Raw genomic sequence first — 21,647 nt, 5'->3', positions numbered from 1 at the left:
CGGCATGGCTCGGTGGGACGCTCGCGAGCAGCGGTCCGCTATGTTCTCGGTCACACGACCCCCGAGCCCCGCCCACGCGCCGCCCCCAGGAGCAACGATGCCCGTCCTGCCCCCCGGCTCGTTTGACCCGGAGTTCCCCTGTCACGCCTTCCTGCTCGGCAACGGCAAGTACGGCCTCGCCCAGCTGCAGAACCTCGACCAGCTCCCGCCCACCGGCGCCGTCGTGGTCGCCGCCCCGCTGAAGATCGTCGGCGGCTCCGGCTCCCCGGCACGGGTGCTCGCCCTCGTCGAGGACTGATCGTGCGGGTCAGCCAGGCGGTCGGCCGCACGCTCGTCGAGCTCGGCGTCGACCACGTCTTCGGCGTCGTCGGCTCGGGCAACTTCCACGTCACCAACGCGATGGTGGCCGCCGGCGCCCGGTTCGTCGCCGCGCGCCACGAGGGTGGCGCGGCCACCATGGCCGACGCCTACGCCCGCACCGCCGGCGCGCCCGCCGCCCTCACCGTCCACCAGGGCTGCGGCCTGACCAACGCCATGACGGGGGTCGCCGAGGCCGCGAAGAGCCGCACCCCGCTGGTCGTCCTGGCCGCCGAGGCCACCTCGCCGACGTCGAACTTCGCCGTCGACCAGGACGCCCTCGCCCGCGCCGTCGGCGCCGTCCCCGCCCGCGTCACCGCGCCGGAGCGGGCCGTCGAGGAGACGACGGCGGCCGTGGCGACGGCGGTGCACCAGCGCCGCACGGTGCTGCTCAACCTCCCGCTCGACGTCCAGGACCTGCCCGCCCCGGCGCCCGAGCCGGTGCGCCTGCCCGCCCCGCCGGTCCCCGCCGAGCCGCCCGCCGAGGAGCTCGACCGCCTGGTGGACCTGCTCCGGGCGGCCCGCCGGCCGGTGTTCGTCGCCGGGCGCGGGGCCCGCTCTGCCCACGCCAAGGCCGCGCTGGGCGCCCTCGCGCACCGCTGCGGCGCGCTGCTGGCCACCTCCGCCGTCGCCAAGGGGCTCTTCCACGACGACGCCTGGGCGCTCGACGTCTCCGGCGGCTTCTCCACCCCGGTGGCGGCCGACCTCATCCGCGGCGCCGACCTCATCGTCGGCTGGGGCTGCTCGCTGAACATGTGGACCATGCGCCACGGCCGCCTCATCGGCGAGGGCGCCGCGGTCGTCCAGGTCGACGACACCCCCGAGGCGCTCGGCCGCCAGCGTCGGCTGGACCTGGCGGTGCTCGGGGACGTGCCGACGGCGGCGGACGCCGCGCTAGCCGTCCTGGGGGCACCGGTGACCGGCTACCGCACGCCCGAGGTGCTCGACCGCCTCGCGACCGGCGGGCGCTGGCGCGACGTGCCCGTCGAGGACCGCACCGGCGGCGGGCGCATCGACCCGCGCACCCTGACCACCGCGCTGGACGACCTGCTGCCGGCCGAGCGGGTCGTCGCCGTCGACTCGGGCAACTTCATGGGCTACCCGAGCATGTTCCTCTCCGTGCCCGACGAGCAGGGCTTCTGCTTCACCCAGGCGTTCCAGTCGATCGGGCTGGGTCTGGCCACCGCCGTCGGCGCCGCCCTGGCCCGGCCCGACCGGCTCCCGGTGGCGGCCCTCGGCGACGGCGGTGCGCTGATGGCGGCCGCGGAGCTGGAGACGGTGCGGCGCCTGGGCCTGCCGATGGTCGTCGTGGTCTACAACGACGACGCCTACGGCGCCGAGGTGCACCACTTCGCCGACGCCGGGGAGCCGCTGGACACGGTGACCTTCCCGCCCACCGACATCGCGGCCGTCGGCCGCGGGTACGGGTTCACCGCCGTCACCGTGCGCGGCCCGGGCGACCTCGCCGGAGTCCGGCAGTGGCTGGACGGCCCGCGCGCGACGCCGCTGCTCGTCGATGCCAAGGTGGTCGCCGACGAGCCGTCGTGGTGGCTCGCGGAGGCCTTCGGGCACTGACGAGCGGGGGAGGGGACGTGGACGAGTACGACCTGCAGCGCTTCGTCACCGCCCAGGACGGCGGCGGCACCTACGACCAGGCGCTGGCGGAGGTGCGGCGCGGGCGCAAGACCAGCCACTGGATGTGGTTCGTCTTCCCGCAGCTGGCCGGGCTGGGCCGCAGCCCGATGGCCCAGCGCTACGCCATCGCCTCCCTGGACGAGGCACGTGCCTACCTGCGTCACCCGGTCCTGGGCGCCCGGCTGCGCGAGTGCGCCGCCGTCGTCGCCGGGAGCGACGCGCCGTCGGCGGAGGAGGTCTTCGGCCCCACCGACGCGATGAAGCTGCGCTCGTCGATGACGCTGTTCGCCCGCGCCGCGCCCGACGAGCCGGTCTTCCAGGAGGTGCTCGAGAAGTACTACGGCGGCGCGGCCGACCCGGAGACCCTGCGCCGGCTCTGAGCCCGGCGCCGGCTCTCGCGGGCCACCGCCCGGCGCGCGGCCGGGCCGGTCGACGTGGTGCGGCTCACGCCCGCCGCCCCGGGCGGCGGCACTACGCTGGCCGGGCCATGCAGTGCTCCTACTTCGACGCCGCCCGCTGCCGTTCCTGCACCCTCATGGGCCAGCCGTACGCCGCGCAGCTTGCCGGCAAGGAGCGCCACTGCCGGGACCTGCTCGCGGACCACCGCGACATCGCGTGGCTGCCGCCCGTGGCCAGCCGGGAGTCCGGGTACCGCAACAAGGCCAAGATGGTGGTGGCCGGCACCGTCGACGCGCCCACGCTCGGCATCCTGGACCGGGACGGCCGCGGCGTGGACCTGCGCGCGTGCGGCCTGTGCACCCCTGGCCTCCAGGCGGTCCTGCCCACGCTCGCCGCATTCGTCACCCGGGCCAGGCTCACCCCCTACGACGTCCCGCGCCGCCGCGGCGAGCTGAAGTACCTGCTGGTCACCGAGTCGCCGGACGGCGAGCTCATGCTCCGGTTCGTGCTGCGCTCGGAGGAGCCCCTGGGGCGCCTGCGCAAGCACCTGCCGGCGCTGCGGCGCGAGCTGCCGCAGCTGCGGGTCGTCTCCGTCAACCTCCAGCCCGAGCACAAGGCCGTGCTCGAGGGGGAGCGCGAGATCGTCCTGACCGAGCAGGCCACCTTGCCCATGCGGGTCAACGGGATCGCCCTGCACCTGCGCCCGCAGAGCTTCTTCCAGACCAACACCGACGTCGCCGCGGCGCTGTACCGCCAGGGCCGGGAGTGGGTGGAGGAGCTGGCGCCGGCGTCGGTGTGGGACCTGTACTGCGGCGTCGGCGGCTTCGCCCTGCACGCCGCCGCCGGTGGCCGGGACGTGCTCGGCATCGAGACGAGCCGGGAGGCGGTGGCCAGCGGGCGGCTGAGCGCCCGCGAGGCCGGGCTGGACCGGGTGCGCTTCGAGGCCGGCGACGCCACCGCCTTCGCGCTCGGCGCGCAGGCCCCGCCCGAGCTGGTCATCGTCAACCCGCCCCGACGCGGCATCGGCCCCGAGCTGAGCGGGTGGCTCGAGGCCGCCCCGGTGCGGCACGTCGTCTACTCCAGCTGCAACGCCGCCTCGCTGGCGCGCGACCTGGCCGCGATACCCTCCCTGCGCCCCCTCCGGGCGCGGGTGCTGGACATGTTCCCGCAGACGTCGCACTACGAGGTCATGGTGCTGCTGGAGCGGGCCTGACGGGCGCCGCCGAGCCCCTTTTCGGTCCACAGCACAAGATCCGGCGGCGACACGTCGCAATTCAGGCTCCTCACAGCCGTTGCTGATCTACTCTCCACCCGACGAAAGGGCGGGGACATGACGCAACCACAGGCAGTTGCCGACGACGCGGCGCAGGCGGCCAAGCGGGGCCCGGGCCGCCCGCGACACGCCGACACCGAGGATCGCGCCTACCGGGCGGTCCTGGACCTCTTCGGCCAGCGCGGCTGGGCCGGCGTGAGCCTGGACGCCGTGGCCTCCCACGCGGGGATCGGCAAGTCCTCCATCTACCTGCGCTGGAAGGACAAGCACGCCCTGCTCCTCGACGCCGTCCGCCACCTCGAGGTCGGGCACGTCAACCCGGCCCCGGACCTGGGCATCCGCGACTACCTCATCGCCCACGCCCGCGGCCGGGCGGAGCTGATGCTCGGCCCGCACGGGCCGATGATCGCCAACGTCGTCTCCGCCGCCGTGGCCAACCCGGCCGAGTTCGCCGAGATCCGCGACGAGAGCATCACCCACGAGGTGCTCGCCCTGGTCGCCCGGGTCGACCGGGCCATCGCCGACGGCGAGCTGCCGCCGTCGACGTCGACCGCGCAGCTGGTGGACGCCATCGAGGGCACGGTGTACTTCCACTTCCTCATGGCCCGCGCGGGGGCGCCGCGCGAGGAGCTCGCCGCGGGCCTCGAGGAGTACGTCACCAGCCTCGTGGACCTCGTGCTGCGCGGCCTGGGGGCCTGACGCCGGGGGCGTGACGCCGTCGCCGGTCCCGGCGCGTCTACACTCCCGGTGCGGCCGCCGGCCGCGGACGGAGGGACACGTGGAGGGCACGACGACGGCGCCGGCCGCGCGCATGATCTTGTCCGGGCCGCTGGCGGCGCCGGTGGCGGAGCGGCTCGCCGAGCTGGCCCCCGACCTCGCCACCCGGGTGGTGCCCGCGGGCCCGCTCGCGGCCGAGGACCTGGCCTGGGCCGACAGCTGGTCCGGCAGCGCCCTGCCGGCCAACCTGCCCCGCTCCCGGGTGCGGTGGGTGCACAGCATGGCCGCCGGCGTGGACGCGATCGTCGGCGCCCTGGCCGACGCGCCCGGCCCGCTCGTGCTGACCCGCACCATCGGCGCCATGCCGGCCCGCATCGGTGCCTACGTCCTCGCGCACGTGCTCGACGACGTCCTGCGGCTGGGTGACTACCGCGCGCAGCAGGACCGGGGCGAGTGGCGCCAGCTGCCCGCGGACGACGTGCCCGGCCGCACCGCCGTCGTGCTCGGCACCGGCGCCATCGGCGCGGGGGTGGCCGCGGCGCTGCGCGCGGCGGGCCTGCGCGTGGTCGGCGCCAGCCGCAGCGGCACGCCCCGCCCGGCGTTCGACGACGTCGTCGGGCTCGCCGCGCTGCCCGCGGTGCTGCCGGCCTGCGACGTCCTCGTCTGCGCCCTGCCGCTGACCGCGGCGACCCGGGGCCTGGTGGGGGAGGCGCTGCTCCGGCGCCTGCGCGGCGCCCTGGTCGTCAACGTCGGGCGCGGCGCGTGCGTGGACCCGGTCGCCCTGCGCGGCGCGCTGGACGCCGGCCGGGTGCGCCGCGCCGTCCTCGACGTGGTCGAGACCGAGCCGCTGCCGGCGGGGGACTGGCGCTGGTCGCACCCCCGCGTGACCCTCACCCCGCACGTCTCCGGGCCCACGCTGCCCGACGACGTCGCCCCCGAGATCGTCCGCAACCGCGACCTGCTGGCCGCCGGTGTCGTGCCGGAGACCGCCGTGGACCTGGGCCGCGGCTACTGACGGTCGCCCGCCTCCCCGCGGCTGCTCACGCCCGCCCGCCGCGCAGCCGCTGCTGACGGCCGCCGGCTCGCCGCGACGGGACCCGGCCGGGTCCCTAGCCTGGGGACGTCCGGCGAATTTCACGGCTGCACCTCGAAGGAGTGGGAGATGCCCTCCGAGCAGAAGACGTACGACGTCCGGTCCGCGCTGCTGCGTGCGCTGATGGAGAAGGTCCACGACGACCCGTACCCCTCGGCGACCATGCTGGACATGATCGAGTCCCTGCTCGAGCCCCGAGAGGTGCCGATCTACGTCGAGGAGCTGCTCGACCGCGTCCGCGCGGACCGGTTCCCCAGCATCGACATGCTGCAGCGCATCGACCGGCTGGTGTAGCGACCGTGTGAAGGGCTCCGGCGGGTGTGACGCATCACCCGTCGGTGTGACGCGTTCGCATCCCCCAACCGCTGCCGCGAGGGGGCGGAGCGTACTTAGCCTGGTCCTGATGTCGCACGACCAGAACCGCCCTCGCCCCTCGTCCCCGCCGGAGCCCGACGGCGCCGTCACCGCGGCGACCGCCGTCAAGGAGACGCCGGAACCCGAGAAGAAGACATCGGACCGCCCTTCGGCCACGCAGCTCACCGCGGGTGCGCTGGCCGCGGTGACCACGACGTCCCTCGCCTCCTACCTCGGCGTGGCCGGGACGATCATCGGGGCCGCACTGTCGAGCATCGTCACGGTGCTGGGCAGCTACATCTACACGACCTCCCTGCGTCGCACGGCGGACAGGGTCAGCGCCGCGGCCCCGCTCGTGCGGGCGCGGGCGCTGGGCACCCGGACGACCACCGTGATGAGCACCCGCCGTCAGGGCGCCACCCACGGCCCCCGGCCCCGGTCGGAGACCGGAAGCCCCACCCGCGTCGACGACGGCGCCACCGTCGCCGCTGCGCAGGCGGGCGCCGCGGCGCAGCCCGAGGACGGGAAGTGGCGCGCCGCGTGGCGCGCCGTCGTCGAGCGCTACGGCTACCGTCGGCTGGTCGCGATGGTGCTCGGGGTCTTCGTCGTGATCATCGGGGCCGTCACGCTCGTCGAGGTCGCGGCCGGCAAGCCGCTGAGCGACGTCGTGCGGAACGAGCAGGGCAGCGGCACGACGATCGGGGTGAGCTCCGGGACCACCTCCCGCGAGACGCCCGCGGCGCCCGCCACCCCCGGCCAGGGCCCGTCCGAGGCGCCCAGCTCCACCCCGGGGCCCGGGAGCACGCCCACGCCGGCCCCGACGGCGACCACGGCGCCCGGGGAGCCCACGCCCGCGCCGACCCAGGCGCCCGAGCCGAGCCCGGCGCCCGGGGAGACTCCGGCGCCCGAGCAGAGCCCCGCGCCGCAGCAGCCGGCCCCGGCCCCGCAGCAGCAGGCGCCCCAGCAGGCGCCGACGGGCGGGGCGGGCCAGCCCGGTACCGCGGCCAACGGCCAGCCCGAGGCCGCCGGCGCGGCGCAGGGGACCACCAGCGCGGAGTGAGTCGCCCCTAGCCGGCGGTCGGGGCCGCGGTCGGCGCGCCGCCCTCCCCGTGCCAGGTGAGCAGCAGGACGCAGACGTCGTCGTGGCCGCGCTGGTCCTGCAGGAACCCGTCGGTGAGGGTCTGCACGGCCTCCGCGGGGGCGAGCGCGCCCGCGGCCGCAGCCCGGCCGACCAGCACGCCGAGCCCGTCGCGCAGGGACTGGTGCCGGCGCTCGACCAGCCCGTCGGTGTACAGCAGCACACGGTCGCCCGGCTCGAGCCGCAGCTCGGCCTCGCTGCGCCCGGACGGCAGGACCAGCCCGAGCGGCGTCGAGCGGCCCTCCCACACCAGCCCCGGGGCGCCGCGGGCCGGCAGCAGCACCGGCGGCAGGTGCCCGGCGCAGGCGAGCCGCACGTGCCCGGTGCTCAGCCGGACCTCGGCGTAGGCGAGGGTCGCCGACGCGGCCGCCGGCACCTGGTGGACGAACCGGTCCAGGCGGGAGACCAGCGCCGCCGGGCCGACGTCGGGCCCGGCGACGGCCCGCACCGCGCTGCGCAGCTGCCCCATCGCGCTGGCCGCCGGCAGGCCGCGCCCCACCACGTCGCCGACGACCACGGCGAGGACGTCGTCGTCGACGAGGAAGGCGTCGTAGAAGTCCCCGCCGACCTCGAGCGTCTCCACGCCCGGCCGGTAGGAGGTGGCGACGTCGAAGCGCGGGTCCTGCGGGACCGTGGTGGCCAGGAGCGAGCGCTGCAGCTCGTGCGCCACGGCGGCGTGACGCTCGAACATCTGCGCCCGGTCCAGGGCGAGGCCCGCCTGCTGGCCGACGGCGGTGAGGAAGTCCAGGTCCAGCGGGTCCATGCCGGGGTCCCGGCGCGGGGCGAGCGAGAGCAGCCCGCGCAGCCGCGACTGGCCGTGCGCGGGCACCACGACGCGCTCGCCGTCCGCCGTCGCCATCCGCAGACCCGGGTCGACCGCCGGGGGCGGCGCGTCCCCCGGCTCCTCGCCCGAGGTGGCGTAGGCCACCGGCCCGGCGCTGCGGTCCCAGCGCCAGAAGGTCGCGGCCGCGGCCCCCAGCCGGGTGGTGGCCGCGTCGAGCAGGGCCTGGACCACCCCGGCCACGCCGACGGCGCCCGACAGCGCCGAGGTGACCTCCTGCAGCACGCGGGTGCGGCCGGCCGCGTCCTCGGCGGCGCGGCGGGCGGCGAGCAGCTCGCGCTCGTACCGTGACCGCTCGCGGGCGCTGGACAGCGCGACCTGGACGACCGGGGCGGTGCCCGGCGGCGCGGGGAAGGGCGTGACGACCGCCGTGAGCAGCACCGGCAGGCGCCCGTCCGGGCCGCGCAGCTCGAGGGCCACCTCCTCGGCCCGGCCGTCGGCGTGCAGCATCGGCGCCAGGTGGGTCTCCCAGTAGATCCGGCCGCCCACCGACAGCAGCTGGCTCAGCCGGGCCCGGCCGACGACGTCGGCGCGTGCCCGGCCCACCCACTCCAGGAAGGTGGCGTTGGCGTCGACGACGGTGCCGTCGCGGTCCAGGGTGAGCAGCGCCGTCGGCGCCTCGTCCCAGGCGTGCTCGCGGTCGACGCTCACGCGGCGAGGTACTCGCGCATCGCCCGGGTCAGCTGGTCGGGCGCGCTGAGGTTGGGGCAGTGGCCGACCGCGTCGAGCATCACGAAGTCGCTCGCGGTGAGGTTCTCGTGGACGTAGGTGCCCACCTCGACCGGGGCGATGATGTCCTCGCGGCACTGGACCACGAGGGCGGGGGTCTGCACGTCGGGCAGGTCGCGGCGGTTGTCCGAGAGGAACGTGGTGCGCGCGAAGCGGCGGGCGATGGCCGGGTCCATGGCGCAGAAGCTCGACGTGAGCTCCTCGCCGAGGTCGGGCCGGTCCGGACGGCCCATGATCAGCGGGGCCACGTGGGCGGACCAGCCGAGGTAGTTGTCGTCCATCGTCTCGAGCAGCTCGTCGATCTCGGCCTGGGTGAACCCGCCGCGGTACCCGTCGTCGTCGATGTAGCGCGGGCTGGGGCCGACCAGCACGAGCCGGTCGAACAGTTCCGGGCGCTCGCGCGCCGCCAGCACGCCGATCATCGCGCTGACCGAGTGGCCCACGAAGGTCACCGGGCCGGCGTCGAGGGCGTCGAGGATCTCGACGACGTCGGCGGCGTACCCGTCCAGGCTGCTGTAGCGCACGGGGTCGAAGGCGGTGGCGTCGGAGCCGCCGGCGCCGACGTGGTCGAACAGCACCACCCGGTGGCTGGCCTCGAACTCCGGCGCGACGTAGCGCCACATGCCCTGGTCGCAGCCGAAGCCGTGGGCGAAGAGCATCGTCGGGCCGTCGGCCCGCCCGCTCGACCGGACGTTGTGGCGTGCCAGCGCGTTCATGGGGTGAGGTTACGGGACAAATCCGGCTCGGCTCGCGGCGGCCTGGCGAGCCGGGCGCGGCCCGGGGTGTGGTGCGGCCCCGGGGTGTGGTGCGGCGCCGCCGGTGCTGCGCCCTGCTCGTCAGCCGGGTGGGGACGCGCCGACCGGGGCACGCGCGGCCTCGAGCGCGGCGATGAGGGTCTGGGCGTCGTAGGGCCCCACGTGGCGCCGGTCACCGACGAAGAAGGTCGGGGTCCCGCGCGCGCCGCTCGCCTCCGCGCTGGCCACGTCCTCGCGGATCTGGGCGGCGTGGCGCTGCCCGTCCACGTCGCGGAGGAACGCCTCGACGTCGAGGCCCAGCTCGCCCGCGTACCCGGCGAGGTCGGCGAGCTCGAGCTCGTCCTGGTGGGCGAAGAGGAGGTCGTGCATCTCCCAGAACATCCCCTGGGCGCCGGCCGCCTCGGCCGCCGCGGCGGCTAGCTCGGCGTGCGGGTGGACGTCCGGCAGGGGCAGGTGCCGGAAGACGTAGCGCAGGTCGGCGCCGAAGTGGGCGCGCACCTCCCGGGCCGCGCCGGTGGCCTTGGCGCAGAACGGGCACTCGAAGTCGCCGTACTCGACGAGCGTGACCGGCGCGGCCGCCGGGCCGCGGACGTGGTCGCGGGCGGGGTCCACCGGCCGGTCGAGGGCCGTGGGCAGGTCCGCCGTCGTCTCCCCGTGGAGGACGGCCGCGAGCCTGAACACCAGCCAGCCCAGCCCGGTGGCCAGCGGCAGGGCGAGCAGGACGCCGACCGTGGCGTCGTCGCGCAGCGCGGTCCGGTCGAAGGCGAGGCCGGCGATGAGCAGGGCGACGGTGAACCCGATGCCGGACAGGGCCGCCCCGCCCAGCGCCTGGCCCGGCCCCACGCCCTGGGGCAGGCGCCCGAGGCCGAGGGCCGACCCGCCGAGCGTCGTCGCCCCGATGCCCACGAACTTGCCCACGACCAGCCCGACGACGACGGCCCACGTCAGGGCCGAGGTCAGCGCCGCACCGAGCACGCCGCCGCGCAGGTCCACCCCGGCGTTGGCCAGGGCGAAGAGCGGCACGACGACGTAGCTCGCCCACGGGTGCAGCACGAGCTGGAGCCGCTCGTTGACCGGCACGGCCCGGGCGAGGGCGACCTGGGCCGAGCGTCCGACGTCGGCCAGCGGGGACTGCCGGAAGGCCCGGAACCGCCCGGCCGCCGTCTCCACCTCGGCGCGGCGCGGCGGGTAGGCGGGGATGAGCAGCCCGGCGACCATGCCGGCGAGCGACCCGTGCACGCCCGCGGCCAGCGTGGCGCCCCACAGCGCCAGGGTGGCCAGGGCGTAGGGCCAGGTGCGCCAGACCCCGATCCGGGCCATGACCGCCAGGGCGACGACGCACGCGGCCGCCGCGGCGAGCCCGCCGACCTCCGGCGGGCCGGAGTAGGCCACGGCGATGACGGTCACCGCGACGATGTCGTCGACGACGGTGAGGGTCAGGAGGAAGACGCGCAGCTGGGTCGACGCGCTCGGGCCCACGAGGGCGAGCGTGCCGAGCAGGAAGGCGGTGTCGGTGCCGATGACGATGCCCCACCCGGCCGCCGCCTCCCCGCCGCGCACGACGAGCAGGTACAGCAGGGCGGGGACGACCATCCCGCCGATCCCGGCGACGAGCGGCAGGACGACCCGGCGGCGGTCCGTGAGCTCCCCGACGGCCAGGTCGCGGCGCACCTCCAGCCCGATGACGAGGAAGAACACCGCCATGAGGCCGTCGTTGACCCAGTGGCCCAGGTCCATCGCCAGCGTGGCCTCGCCCACCCGCAGCGCGACCGGGGTGGCCCACAGCCCCTCGTAGGCGCCGGACCAGGGCGAGTTGGCCCAGAGCAGGGCGACGACGGTGGCCCCCAGCAGCAGCGTGGCGCCGCCGGACTCGGTGCGCAGGTAGCGGCGCAGCGGTTCGGAGAGCTGGCCCAGGAGCTGCCGTCGGCGGGTCTGGCCGCCGCCGTCGCGGTTGCGCCTCACCCGGACAGGCTAGTCATCAGCGGGCCGCCCGGGCCCCTCCGGCTCGAGCACCACGAGCGCGATCTCGCGTGCCGTGCGCTCCTGGTACCCGCGGTAGCCCCGGTAGACCGCGGTGACCCGCGGCCACCAGGCGGCCCGCTCCGCCGCCGTCGCGACCCGGGCCCGCATCCGCCGCCCCTCACCGTCGCGCACGTGCGTGCCGCCGCCACCTCGTCCCGCGCCCTCGCCGCGTGGTGCCGTGCCGCCGTCTCCTCGTCCCGCGCCCTCGCCATGTCGCGCCGTGCCCTCACGCACACGCACGACGGGGTCGGCCTGAAGGTTGAGCAGCCAGTCGGGCGGGCGGTCGTCCCCGCCGCGGGAGGCGACGAGCACCGCGCGCCCGTCGACCCGCAGCGGGACGGTGAGCAGCACGGTGTGCGGCCGGCCCGAGCGCCGGCCGGTCGTGGTCAGCTCGACGACGTCCATCCGCGCCACCCGCCACCCGAGCCGCCCGCCACTGACGCGCTGCAACGCGCGGTGCACCCCGTTCAGGGCCGCGAAGGTGAGGCGGCTGGGCACGATGGGCGGCGCGTCGCCTACAGCCGGACGCTGATGTTGAGGATGTTGCCGTCCGGGTCGGCGAACCAGACGGACTTCATCTCGTCGCTCCGGGCGACGCCGTCCTCCCAGGTCGCCCCGGGCAGGTCGAACGTCTGGAAGTCGACCTTGCCGCGCAGGGCCGCGACCTCCTCGTCGAACTTCTCCGTGGGGACGTCGAAGGAGACGTAGGTGGCCTTGTTGCTGCCGGCGTAGGAGGAGGGGTAGACGAACACCCGTCCCGAGCCGGCGGTGTACATCACCCCGTCCGGCATCTCCTCCTCGGACGGGGTCAGACCCAGGGTGTCCTCGTAGAACTTCCGAGCGGCGTCCAGGTCCTTGACCGCGAGCGTGGGAACCGGGTTGTAGGCGGAGAGCATGGCGGCCTCCAGGGCATGATCGAACGACCCTCGGTCGATCAGCAGCACGACGGTAAGGCGGCTCCCAGGGACCGTCAAGGTCGCTGCCGCACAGCGGCGGGCCCCGCGGGCCGTGCCTTCCCACAGGCGCCGCGGCCGGGACGGGCCGTCCTCGCCCCACCCGGCTGCGGCAGACTGCGTGGCGTGCCCGACCCCCTCGCCCGCCTGCTCGCCGACCCGCCCGACCTGCCCGTCCGCGCGGGCCTGACCGACGTGGTGCGGGCCGTGCGCGACCACGGCGCGGCGGTGGTCCAGGCCCCGCCGGGCACCGGGAAGACCACCCTCGTCCCGCCGGCGCTCGCGGCCGCCGTGGGCGGCACCGTGGTGGTCACCCAGCCGCGGCGGCTGGCGGCGCGGGCGGCGGCCCGGCGCCTCGCGGCGCTGCTGGGGGAGCCGGTGGGGCGCACGGTCGGGTACGCGGTGCGCGGGGAACGACGGCGCAGCGCCGCCACCCGGGTGGAGGTCGTCACCACCGGGGTGCTGCTGCGCCGGCTCCAGCGCGACCCCGACCTGCCCGGGGTCGGCGCCGTCGTCCTCGACGAGGTCCACGAGCGCCACCTCGATGCCGACCTCGTCCTCGCCCTGCTCGTCGACGTGCGCACGAACCTGCGCGAGGACCTGCCGCTGGTGGCCATGTCGGCGACGGTGGCGGCCGAGCGGGTCGCGGCGCTGGTCGGCGGCCCGGCGCCGGCGCCGGTGGTCGAGATCCCCGGGGTGCTGCACCCGGTGGAGGCGGTCTGGTGCCCGGCGGCGTCGCCGCGCACCGACGCGCGCGGCGTCACGCCCGCCTTCCTCGACCACGTCGCGGCCACGACCCGCCGGGCCCTGGCCGAGCGCCCCGGCGACGTGCTCGTCTTCGTGCCCGGCGCCGGGGAGGTGGCCGCGGTCGCGCGCCGTCTCGCCGGGGTGGACGCCGACGTGCGGCCGCTGCACGGCCGGCTGCCGCACCCCGAGCAGGACCTGGCGCTGACCGAAGGCCCGCGGCGCCGCGTGGTCGTCGCGACGGCGGTGGCCGAGTCGTCCCTGACGGTGCCCGGCGTGCGGGTCGTCGTGGATGCCGGCTTCTCCCGCGAGCCCCGCACCGACCACCGCCGCGGCCTGGCCGGGCTGGTGACGGTGAGCGTGAGCCGGGCGGCGGCCGAGCAACGGGCGGGGCGGGCCGGCCGCGAGGGCCCCGGCGCGGTGTACCGGTGCTGGTCGGAGGCGGACCACGCCCATCTGCCCGGGCACGCCCAGCCCGAGATCGCCACCGCGGACCTCACCGCCTTCGCGCTCGAGCTGGCCTGCTGGGGCAGTCCCGGCGGCGCCGGCCTCACCCTGCCGGACCCGCCGCCCGCCGCCGCGATGGCCGCCGCCCACGAGACCCTCGCCGGCCTGGGGGCGGTGCGCCCCGACGGCACCGTCACCCCGCGCGGCCGCCGCATCTCCGCCGTCGGCGCCGACCCTCGCCTGGCACGCGCCCTGCTCGACGGCGTCGACGTCGTGGGGGCGCGCCGGGCGGCGGAGGTGGTCGCCCTGCTGTCCCTCGACGCCCGTGCGCCGGGCGCGGACCTGGTCGCGGGGCTGCGCGACCTGCGCCGCGGCGGCCCGGACGGCGCGGCGTGGGCCGCGGAGGCACGCCGGCTACGGGCGGCGCTGCCCGAGGGGGCCGGCGCGCCGGCCGGCGGGGCCGGCACCGACCTGCCCGAGGACCTCGCCGTCGGCGCCGTGGCCGCCCTGGCCCACCCCGACCGCATCGCCCGGCGCCGCCCGGGCGGCGGCACCTACCTCATGGCCTCGGGCACCGGCGCCGCGCTGCCGCCGGGCTCGCCGCTGGCCGGGATGCCCTGGCTCGCCGTCGCCGACGCCGACCGGGGCGCGGGCCGCCGCGACGCCACCATCCGCTCCGCCGCTCCCATCGACGAGACCGTCGCGGTGGAGTCGGCGCCCGCGCTGCTGCGGGAGGGGGAGAGCGTGACCTGGGCCGACGGCGCGGTGGTGGCCCGGCGGGGGCGGTGGCTCGGGGCGATCGAGCTGGCCTCCGCCCCGATCGCCGAGCCCGACCCGGCCCTCGTCGCGGCGGCGGTGCGCGAGGGCCTGGCCCAGGACGGCCTGGCCGCGCTGCCGTGGACGCCCGCCGCCACCGCGCTGCGCGAGCGGCTGGCCTTTCTCCACCGGGCGCTCGGCGGGCCGTGGCCGGAGGTGTCCGACGAGGCACTGCTCGCCGGCGTGGAGGCCTGGCTCGGCCCGGACCTGGCACGCGTGCGACGCGCGCAGGACCTCCGGCGCATCGACGTGCTCCAGGCACTGCGCCGGCTGCTGCCGTGGCCGGAGGCGACCCGCCTCGACGAGCTGGCCCCCGAGCGGGTGACCGTGCCCAGCGGGTCGCAGGTGCGCGTCGACTACGACGCGGAGGAGCCGGTGCTCGCCGTCCGCCTCCAGGAGGTGTTCGGGTGGCACGAGACCCCGCGGATCGCCGGCGGGCGGGTGCCGCTCGTGCTGCACCTGCTCTCGCCCGCGCGCCGCCCCGCCGCCGTGACCACCGATCTCGCGTCGTTCTGGCGCACCGGGTATCCGCAGGTGCGCGCGGAGCTGCGGGGGCGGTACCCCAAGCACGCGTGGCCCGAGGACCCGCTGACCGCCGAGGCGGTCCGCGGCACCGGGCGGGGCCGGCGGGGCTGAGACCGCGCGAGACCGGGCGGGCGGGGCTGAGACCGCGCGAGACCGGGCCGGCTCGTCGACGCTGCGCACCCGCGCGGGCGCCACGGCGGGCCGCACCCCTTCGTCGCGGCGGACCGTCGGGAGAGGGCGTCGTAGGGTCGTGGCGTGGTGGCGGTGACCGAGGCGCCGGAGGCGCGCGTGGACAGCTGGCTCTGGGCCGTGCGCCTGTTCAAGAGCCGGTCCCAGGCGACCTCGGCCTGCAAGGCGGGGCACGTGCGGGTCAACGGCGAACGGGCGAAGCCGGCCACCGCCGTCAGGGTCGGCGACCGGGTGGTCGTGCGGGGCGGGGAGCGCGAGCGGGTGGTCGTCGTCCGACGCATCCTGGTCAAGCGCGTCGGCGCGCCCGTGGCCGCCGAGGCGCTGCTCGACGAGAGCCCGCCGCCCCCGCCGCCCGTCGCGCGGGGGGTCGTCGCGCAGCGGGACCGGGGGACGGGGCGGCCCACCAAGCGCGAGCGGCGGGCGCTCGAGCGCCTGCGCGGATACTAGAGCGCTCCGCCAGGTAGGGGCGGGCGGTGGGGGTCAGGCGACGAGTTCGGCCAGCGTGGCGACGACGTCGACCAGCGCGCCGCGGCGATAGACCGTCACCGGGAACTGGCGCCCGACGGCGGTGCTGAGCATGAGGCGCTGGAGGTCCTGCGGCGAGCGCACCGGGGTCTCGCCCGAGGCGATGACGATGTCGCCCAGGAAGATCCCCGCGGCGGCGGCCGGGCTGCCCGGCACCACCTCGGCCACCCGCAGCCCGGTGCGCCGGCCCAGCCGCTCGGCCAGCGTGGGCGGGATCGCCATCGCCGCCCCGGCGATGCCCAGCCAGGCGCGCCGCACCTTCCCGGTGCTCACCAGCTCGGTGAGGATCCGGCGGGTGGTGGCGTTGACCGGCACGGCCAGCCCGAGCCCGATGCCGGCCACGGCGGTGTTCACCCCGACCACGGTGCCCGTGGCGTCGGCGAGCGCACCGCCGCTGTTGCCGGGGTTGAGCGCGGCGTCGGTCTGGATGACGTCGTCGATCGAGTGGGCGCCGAGGCTGGTGCGCACCGGCAGCGAGCGCCCCAGGGCGCTGACCACCCCGGCGGTCACCGAGCCGGCGAAGCCCATGGGGTTGCCGACGGCGACGACGAGCTGCCCGACCCGGAGGCGGTCCGCGTCGCCGAGCTGGGCGGCGGGGGCGAGGCGCCCGCGGGTGCGCAGGACGGCGAGCTCGGAGAGCCGGTCGGCGCCGAGGACCTCGAAGGGGGCCTCCTCGCCGTCGGCCCCGATGACGCCGCCGCCGCTGACGCCGTCGACGACGTGCGCGCTGGTGAGCAGGAGCCCGTCGTCGGTGAACGCGACGGCGGAGCCGGCGCCGCCGCCGCGCCGGCTGCGGACGAGAACCGACAGCACGGACGGCTGCAGGGCGGCGGCCACGGTGGTGACCACCTGGGAGTAGGCGTCGAGCGGATCGGCGCCGCGCGGATCGACCATGTTCCCTCAACGCTCGCGCCCGCCCTGGCATGCCCGCGCCCGCTGACGCCTGCCTACGCGGTCCAGCCCAGGAGGCTCTCGCCGGCGGCCAACGCGCTCAGCCACAGGGTGCCCGCGACGAAAGGCAGAACCAGCACCCGGAAGGGGTGGGTGCGGAACCACCACAGGCCGAGCGCGAAGAGCGCGAGCCAGCACGCGTCGAGCACGACGACCGCCCACAGCGGCGCCAGCAGGCCGGCGGAGAGGAAGAAGGGCAGCGCGACGAGCATGAGCACCATGCCCAGCACTGCCGCGACGCGGCCGACGGCGTCCTCGCGTGCCATGGAGCGAGCGTAGGGGAGGGACAACGACCGTCGACGGAGCTCGGTGCGGCGGCACGGGGGTAGCCTCTGCGATGACGGGCCGCGCCGGGTGCCTCCGCCCGGCCCGCGAAGGAGCGGCATGAGCGTGGACCTGCTCGACCAGGGGAGGACGTCCTTCGCGCAGCAGCGGTGGACGGAGGCCTACGCGCGCCTGGCCGCCGCCGACCAGGCCGGCGCGCTCGGTGCCGACGACCTCGCCCGGCTGGCCACCGCCGCCGTGCTGCTCGCCCGCGACGTCGAGGGCAGCGACCTGTTCGGGCGCGCGCACCACGCCTACCTCGAGCAGGGAGACGTCGAGAACGCCGCCCGGTGCGCCTTCTGGGCGGGGATGATCCTCGTCGGCCACGGCGGCCACGCCCAGGCCAACGGGTGGCTCGCCCGCGCCGCCCGGGCCGCTGAAGATGGCCCGGCGGACGCCGTCGTGCACGGATACCTGCGCATCCCGGCCGCCCTCCGGGCGATGCGCGCGGGCGACTACACCGCGGCGCTCGACGGCTTCACCGCGGCGCGCGAGGTCGGGGTGCGATGGCACGACCCCGACCTGCTGGCCCTGGCGCGCCTGGGGATCGGCGGCACCCGCGTGCTGCTCGGCCAGATGGCCGACGGCGCCACGCTGCTGGACGAGGTGATGGTGGACGTCACCGCGGGGCAGGTGTCCGAGATCCCCTCGGGCATCGTGTACTGCGCGGTCATCGGGGTGTGCCGGGAGACCTTCGACCTGCCCCGGGCCCGGGAGTGGACGGCGGCGCTGAGCCGGTGGTGCGAGCAGCAGCCGGACCTCGTGCCCTTCCGCGGCGAGTGCCTGGTCAACCGCGCCCACATCATGCTCGCCCACGGGGACTGGGCCGACGCCCTCGCCGAGGCCGAGCGCGCCGTCGAGCGCCTCACCGACCCGCCCGGCCAGCCCGAGCTCGGCCAGGCGGTGTACCAGCAGGCCGAGATCCTCCGCCTGCTCGGGCGCCCCGACGAGGCGGAGACCGCCTACCGCCGCGCCAACCAGCTGGGGGAGGAGCCGCAGCCCGGCCTGGCCCTGCTGCGGCTCGAGCAGGGCCGCGTGGAGGACGCGGCCGCCGCCGTCCGCCGCGTGCTCGACGGCGCACCGCACTCCCTGGCCCGGTGCCAGGTGCTGCCCGCCGTCGTCGAGGTGCTGGTCGCGGCCGGCGACGTCGCGCAGGCGCGGCGGGCCGCTGCCGAGCTCGCCGACATGGCGTCCCGCCGCGACAACCCCTGGCTGCACGCCGTCGCCGCCGGGGCGCACGGGGCGGTGCTGCTCGCCGAGGGCCGCCCCGACGCGGCGCTGGCGGTGCTGCGCCGTGCCTGGGGACTGTGGCAGGAGCTGGGCGTGCCGTACGAGGCGGCCCGGACCCGGGCGGCCATGGGCGCGGCGTACCGGGCCGCCGGGGACGAGGACGCCGCCCAGCTCGAGCTCGACGCCGCCCGGTGGGCGTTCACCCAGCTCGGCGCCCGCCAGGACCTCGCCCGGGTGGAGGCGCTGAGCCGCCGGGCGCCCGTCGCGCCCGGCGGGCTGACGCCCCGCGAGGTCGAGGTGCTGCGGCTGGTGGCGACCGGGCGGACCAACCGGGCCATCGCCGCCGAGCTCTTCCTCAGCGAGAAGACGGTGGCGCGGCACCTGAGCAACATCTTCACCAAGCTCGACCTGCCCTCACGGGCCGCCGCCACGGCGTACGCCTACGAGCACCACCTGGTGTGAGGGCCTGGCGGGCGCGGCTGCCCGCCTGCACAGAACTACCCATGGCGCTCGCGGCCGGATGGGTAGGCCGCCCGACGTCGTCCCGCCGGCCCGAACCTAGCGTCGTGGGTGAAGGCCCCGACCGGGGGCCGGGAGGGACAGCCATGAGCGAGCAGGTCGAGACCGTCATCATCGGCGCCGGGCAGGCCGGCCTGGCCACGGCGTACCACCTGCGCCGGCGGGGCGTGCCGGTGCTGGTGCTCGAGGGCCGCGCCCGGGTGGGCGACGTGTGGCGGGAGCGGTACGACTCGCTCCAGCTCTTCTCGCCCGCCCAGGGCGACGGGCTGCCGGGGATGGCCTTCCCGGCGCCGCGCGGCACCTATCCCACCGGCGCCGCGATGGGCGACTTCCTCGCGGGCTACGCCGCCGCCATGGACCTGCCGGTCCGCCTCGGCGTGCACGTCGAGCGCGTCCTGGCCCGTCAGGGCGGGTTCGTGGTGATCACCGACGACGGCGGGTCGATCGACGCCGCGCAGGTGGTGGTGGCCACCGGCGCGCACAAGCGCCCGCACGTCCCGGGCTTCGCCGCCGACCTCGACCCGGGCATCGTGCAGATCCATTCCGCCGGATACCGCAACCCCGCCCAGCTGCAGGACGGCCCGGTGCTCGTCGTCGGCGCCTCCCACTCCGGCGCGGACCTCGCCCTCGAGGTGGCGGCCACCCACCGCACCGTGCTGTCGGGGCGGATCCGTGGGGAGGTGCCGTACACCCTCGGCCGCCCGTCGGCCCGGGTGGCCAACGTCGTCGTCCCGATCGTGTTCCAGCACCTCCTGACGCTGCGCACCCCGATCGGGCGGAAGATCGCGCCCGCGGTGCGCCGCGGCGGCGCCGCGCCGCTGATCCGCGTCAAGCGCCGGCATCTCGCCGAGGCGGGCGTGGAGCTGACGCCGGCGCGCACGGTCGGCACCCGCGACGGGCTGCCGCTGCTGGACGACGGGCGGGTCCTCGACGTCCGCAACGTGCTGTGGTGCACCGGGTACCGGGAGGACTTCCGGTGGGTGGAGCCGGCGCCGCTCGACGAGACGGGCTACCCGTGCCACCACCGCGGTGTGGTCGACGGCGTGCCCGGTCTGTACTTCGCCGGGCTGCCCTTCCAGTTCGCCTACGCCTCGATGCTCATCCTCGGCGCCGGGCGCGACGCGGAGCACGTGGCCCGGCACATCGCCGCGCACCGGCGGACCACCGCGGAAACGGCTCCGGTGCTCCGCTGATCGCGCTACCGCCCCTCACCGGAGCCCCTGCCCGGAACAAGTCCCGATCCGGCGGCGTTGAGGAGGGTTCGGGCGGGGCCCGGCCCGCCATCGCCGAGAGGAGAAACCGTTGCCGCTCGTCACCGTCGAGACCGCCGACACCCTGCCCACGCTCGCCCCGAGCTCGCCGGCGACCGCCGCGTTCGACCCCGGGGCGGCCGCCCACGACGAGCTGCGGCGTCAGGTGCAGGTCTACGTGGACATGGGGCTGCCCGAGCTCCTCGGGACGGAGGAGAGCGCGTTCCGGGAGGTGCTCGCACCGCTCGCGACCCGGCTGCCGGACCTCGACCTTGCCCGCCCGGGGGACGTGCCCGCGGACGACCACGTCCCCTTCGTCCTCGTGCTCGCGTCGGACGCGCTGCGGGTCAACGACCTCGTGCCGGCGATGCGGCGCGGCACCCGGCCCGGGGTGAGCGTGATCGACGAGGACGAGGCCCGCACCTACCGTCCCCTCGACGCCGTCACGGTGCCGCCGGGGTTCGCCTACCTCCTCGGCGGCGTCGAGGTCGGGGCGCGCTACGTCAACGTCACGCCGGAGGACGCCTTGGCGGACCTCGCCGGCCGCGGTCGCACGCCGCTGACCATCGCCGAGGGGCTGGCGCTGGTGATCACCCGGCCGGACATGCTGCGGCCCAACCGGTGCTTCTCGCTCGCCGGCTCGCGGACCGGCACCAACCAGCGGGTGCCCGCCATCTGGATCAGCCAGCGCCGCCCGAAGCTGGGCTGGTGCTGGGACCGGAATCCGCACACCTGGCTCGGCACCGCCTCCGCGCTCGTCCGGGCGGGCGCCGGGGGCTGACGACGCCGCCCGCGCCCGTTCACAAGGGCCGGGAGAAGGGCACTGCGACGCCCATCCCTGCGCCCTGACGCCCCTCCGTCCGCCTTGGGCGGAAGAGGCGGCGCGGCCGCGCGCACTCCGCGACGCTGTCCCCATGGTCACGATCACCGTCCAGGCGCTCCCGAAGGATGCCGCCTCCTGGCTCGAGCTGGCCCGCGAGGTCGAGTCCCGTGGTTTCGACGCCCTGTCGACGGCGGACCACCCGGGGTCCGTCCCGGCGCCCTTTGTCGCGCTGGCGGCGGCGGGGGCGGTGACGTCGCGCATCGGGCTCGGTTCCTACGTCACCAACGGCGGGGTGCGCGAGCCGCTCCACATCGCCACCGACGTGGCCACCCTCGACGTCGTCTCGGGTGGTCGGGCCCGCCTCGGGCTCGGCGCAGGGCACACGCCGGCCGAGTGGCGGGCCGTGGGCCGCGAGCGCCCCGGGGTCGCGGCGCGCGTGGAGCGTGCCATGGCCGTCGTCCGCGCGGTGCAGGACCTGCTGGCCGGCGAGGAGGTCACCGTCGACTCCCCGCAGCTGGCCCTTCACGGGGCCCGGCTGGACGCGCCCCGGCCGGTGCAGGACCGCATCCCGCTCACGATCGGCACGTCGAACTCGCGCCTGCTGAGGTTCGCCGGGAAGCACGCGGACGTGGTCGGGCTCAGCGGGCTGGGACGCACGCTGCCGGACGGCCACATGCACGAGGTCCGGTGGACCCCCGACGTCGTGGACCAGCAGGTCGCACTTGCCGCCGAGGGAGCGGCGGGGCGCTCCGAGCCCCCGGTGCTCGAGGCACTCGTGCAGCAGGTGACCGTGACCGATGACGCCGAGGGGGCGGTCGCGGAGATGGCCGCTCACGCCGGCGTGAGCGTGAGTGAGCTGCTCACCGTCCCCTACGTGCTGGTGGGCACCGCGGACGAGATCGTGGACGCCGTCACCGCGCATCGCCGCCGCTGGGGCATCACCCGGTACGTCGTGCGTGCCGACGCCATGGAGGCGATGACGCCGCTGCTGCCGCGGCTGGCCCAGATCGGCTGAGCCGCTGCTTCGTGCTCAGGACG

The 21,647-nt window shown here is 76.8% G+C and carries 20 protein-coding genes and 1 pseudogene; 14 read left to right on the top strand and 7 right to left on the bottom strand.

Translation table 11 applies throughout. The features are described from left to right. Positions 1-121 precede the first annotated feature (121 nt). The 8 genes and pseudogenes from GD970_RS02995 to GD970_RS02960 all read left to right on the top strand — a co-directional run. A pseudogene (locus GD970_RS02995) lies at positions 122-298 on the top strand (cyclase family protein); the annotation flags it as partial. A gap of 2 nt (positions 299-300) precedes the next feature. Further along, positions 301-1,932 carry a thiamine pyrophosphate-binding protein gene (locus tag GD970_RS02990; RefSeq protein WP_152200572.1) on the top strand — a complete coding sequence of 544 codons (1,632 nt, stop codon included), beginning with the start codon at positions 301-303 and terminating at the stop codon, positions 1,930-1,932. A gap of 17 nt (positions 1,933-1,949) precedes the next feature. Further along, positions 1,950-2,372: a DUF1810 domain-containing protein gene (locus GD970_RS02985; RefSeq protein WP_152200569.1), complete on the top strand. Its 423-nt coding sequence runs from the start codon at positions 1,950-1,952 to the stop codon at positions 2,370-2,372. A 107-nt stretch (positions 2,373-2,479) separates the two neighbouring features. Continuing rightward, positions 2,480-3,604 carry a 23S rRNA (uracil(747)-C(5))-methyltransferase RlmC gene (gene rlmC, locus GD970_RS02980; RefSeq protein WP_152200567.1) on the top strand — a complete coding sequence of 375 codons (1,125 nt, stop codon included), beginning with the start codon at positions 2,480-2,482 and terminating at the stop codon, positions 3,602-3,604. Positions 3,605-3,721: 117 nt separating this feature from the next. Then, the gene (locus GD970_RS02975; protein ID WP_152200565.1) at positions 3,722-4,363 is read left to right on the top strand and encodes a TetR/AcrR family transcriptional regulator; all 642 of its coding nucleotides are present in this window, start codon (positions 3,722-3,724) and stop codon (positions 4,361-4,363) included. A 79-nt stretch (positions 4,364-4,442) separates the two neighbouring features. Beyond that, positions 4,443-5,396 (top strand): NAD(P)-dependent oxidoreductase, encoded by a 954-nt coding sequence (locus GD970_RS02970; protein WP_152200563.1) that lies wholly within the window; start codon positions 4,443-4,445, stop codon positions 5,394-5,396. Between the two features lie 147 nt (positions 5,397-5,543). Further along, positions 5,544-5,768, top strand: a complete 225-nt coding sequence (locus GD970_RS02965) for a hypothetical protein (RefSeq protein ID WP_152200561.1) — start codon at positions 5,544-5,546, stop codon at positions 5,766-5,768. A gap of 109 nt (positions 5,769-5,877) precedes the next feature. After that, on the top strand, positions 5,878-6,888 hold the full coding sequence (locus GD970_RS02960; protein ID WP_152200559.1) for a hypothetical protein: 1,011 nt from the start codon (positions 5,878-5,880) through the stop codon (positions 6,886-6,888). 7 nt (positions 6,889-6,895) lie between these two features. Here GD970_RS02960 and GD970_RS02955 read toward each other — a convergent pair whose 3' ends face one another. From GD970_RS02955 to GD970_RS02935, 5 genes are all read right to left on the bottom strand, one after another. Next, positions 6,896-8,458: a SpoIIE family protein phosphatase gene (locus GD970_RS02955; protein ID WP_152200557.1), complete on the bottom strand. Its 1,563-nt coding sequence runs from the start codon at positions 8,456-8,458 to the stop codon at positions 6,896-6,898. Continuing rightward, positions 8,455-9,252, bottom strand: a complete 798-nt coding sequence (locus GD970_RS02950) for an alpha/beta fold hydrolase (RefSeq protein ID WP_152200554.1) — start codon at positions 9,250-9,252, stop codon at positions 8,455-8,457. Before GD970_RS02950 ends, GD970_RS02955 begins: the two co-directional genes overlap by 4 nt. 120 nt (positions 9,253-9,372) lie before the next feature. After that, positions 9,373-11,253, bottom strand: coding sequence for a Na+/H+ antiporter NhaA (gene nhaA / locus GD970_RS02945; RefSeq protein WP_226925112.1), 1,881 nt, complete (start codon positions 11,251-11,253; stop codon positions 9,373-9,375). A 9-nt stretch (positions 11,254-11,262) separates the two neighbouring features. After that, entirely contained in the window at positions 11,263-11,811 is a 549-nt protein-coding gene (locus GD970_RS02940) for a nitroreductase/quinone reductase family protein (RefSeq protein WP_211489666.1), read from the bottom strand. Between the two features lie 17 nt (positions 11,812-11,828). Further along, a complete protein-coding gene (locus GD970_RS02935) occupies positions 11,829-12,257 on the bottom strand; it encodes a VOC family protein (protein WP_226925111.1) in 429 nt (142 codons plus the stop codon). A gap of 156 nt (positions 12,258-12,413) precedes the next feature. Here GD970_RS02935 and hrpB point away from each other — a divergent pair, with 156 nt between their 5' ends. Together hrpB and GD970_RS02925 are read left to right on the top strand one after the other, a co-directional pair. Next, the gene (gene hrpB / locus GD970_RS02930) at positions 12,414-14,909 is read left to right on the top strand and encodes an ATP-dependent helicase HrpB (protein WP_152200746.1); all 2,496 of its coding nucleotides are present in this window, start codon (positions 12,414-12,416) and stop codon (positions 14,907-14,909) included. 153 nt (positions 14,910-15,062) lie between these two features. Further along, positions 15,063-15,434, top strand: a complete 372-nt coding sequence (locus GD970_RS02925; RefSeq protein ID WP_152200744.1) for a S4 domain-containing protein — start codon at positions 15,063-15,065, stop codon at positions 15,432-15,434. Positions 15,435-15,467: 33 nt separating this feature from the next. On the opposite strand, the gene GD970_RS02920 is transcribed toward GD970_RS02925, so the two are convergent. Both GD970_RS02920 and GD970_RS02915 read right to left on the bottom strand, forming a co-directional pair. Further along, positions 15,468-16,406, bottom strand: coding sequence for a S1C family serine protease (locus GD970_RS02920; RefSeq protein WP_152200552.1), 939 nt, complete (start codon positions 16,404-16,406; stop codon positions 15,468-15,470). A gap of 53 nt (positions 16,407-16,459) precedes the next feature. Next, positions 16,460-16,729 carry a hypothetical protein gene (locus GD970_RS02915; RefSeq protein WP_152200549.1) on the bottom strand — a complete coding sequence of 90 codons (270 nt, stop codon included), beginning with the start codon at positions 16,727-16,729 and terminating at the stop codon, positions 16,460-16,462. A 118-nt stretch (positions 16,730-16,847) separates the two neighbouring features. On the opposite strand from GD970_RS02915, the gene GD970_RS02910 reads away from it, so the two are divergent. From GD970_RS02910 to GD970_RS02895, 4 genes are all read left to right on the top strand, one after another. After that, positions 16,848-18,479 (top strand): helix-turn-helix transcriptional regulator, encoded by a 1,632-nt coding sequence (locus tag GD970_RS02910; protein WP_152200547.1) that lies wholly within the window; start codon positions 16,848-16,850, stop codon positions 18,477-18,479. 143 nt (positions 18,480-18,622) lie between these two features. After that, complete coding sequence (locus tag GD970_RS02905; RefSeq protein ID WP_152200545.1) at positions 18,623-19,729, top strand: flavin-containing monooxygenase; 1,107 nt, start codon at positions 18,623-18,625, stop codon at positions 19,727-19,729. A 109-nt stretch (positions 19,730-19,838) separates the two neighbouring features. After that, positions 19,839-20,567 (top strand): DUF5701 family protein, encoded by a 729-nt coding sequence (locus GD970_RS22000; protein WP_211489786.1) that lies wholly within the window; start codon positions 19,839-19,841, stop codon positions 20,565-20,567. Between the two features lie 133 nt (positions 20,568-20,700). Next, on the top strand, positions 20,701-21,624 hold the full coding sequence (locus GD970_RS02895; protein ID WP_152200543.1) for an LLM class flavin-dependent oxidoreductase: 924 nt from the start codon (positions 20,701-20,703) through the stop codon (positions 21,622-21,624). Positions 21,625-21,647: the final 23 nt, after the last annotated feature.

Source organism: Georgenia thermotolerans, from assembly GCF_009193185.1.
GTDB classification, from domain to species: domain Bacteria; phylum Actinomycetota; class Actinomycetes; order Actinomycetales; family Actinomycetaceae; genus Georgenia; species Georgenia thermotolerans.
Note: the sequence above shows the minus strand (reverse complement) of the source record. Positions and strands in the feature narration are given on the sequence as shown.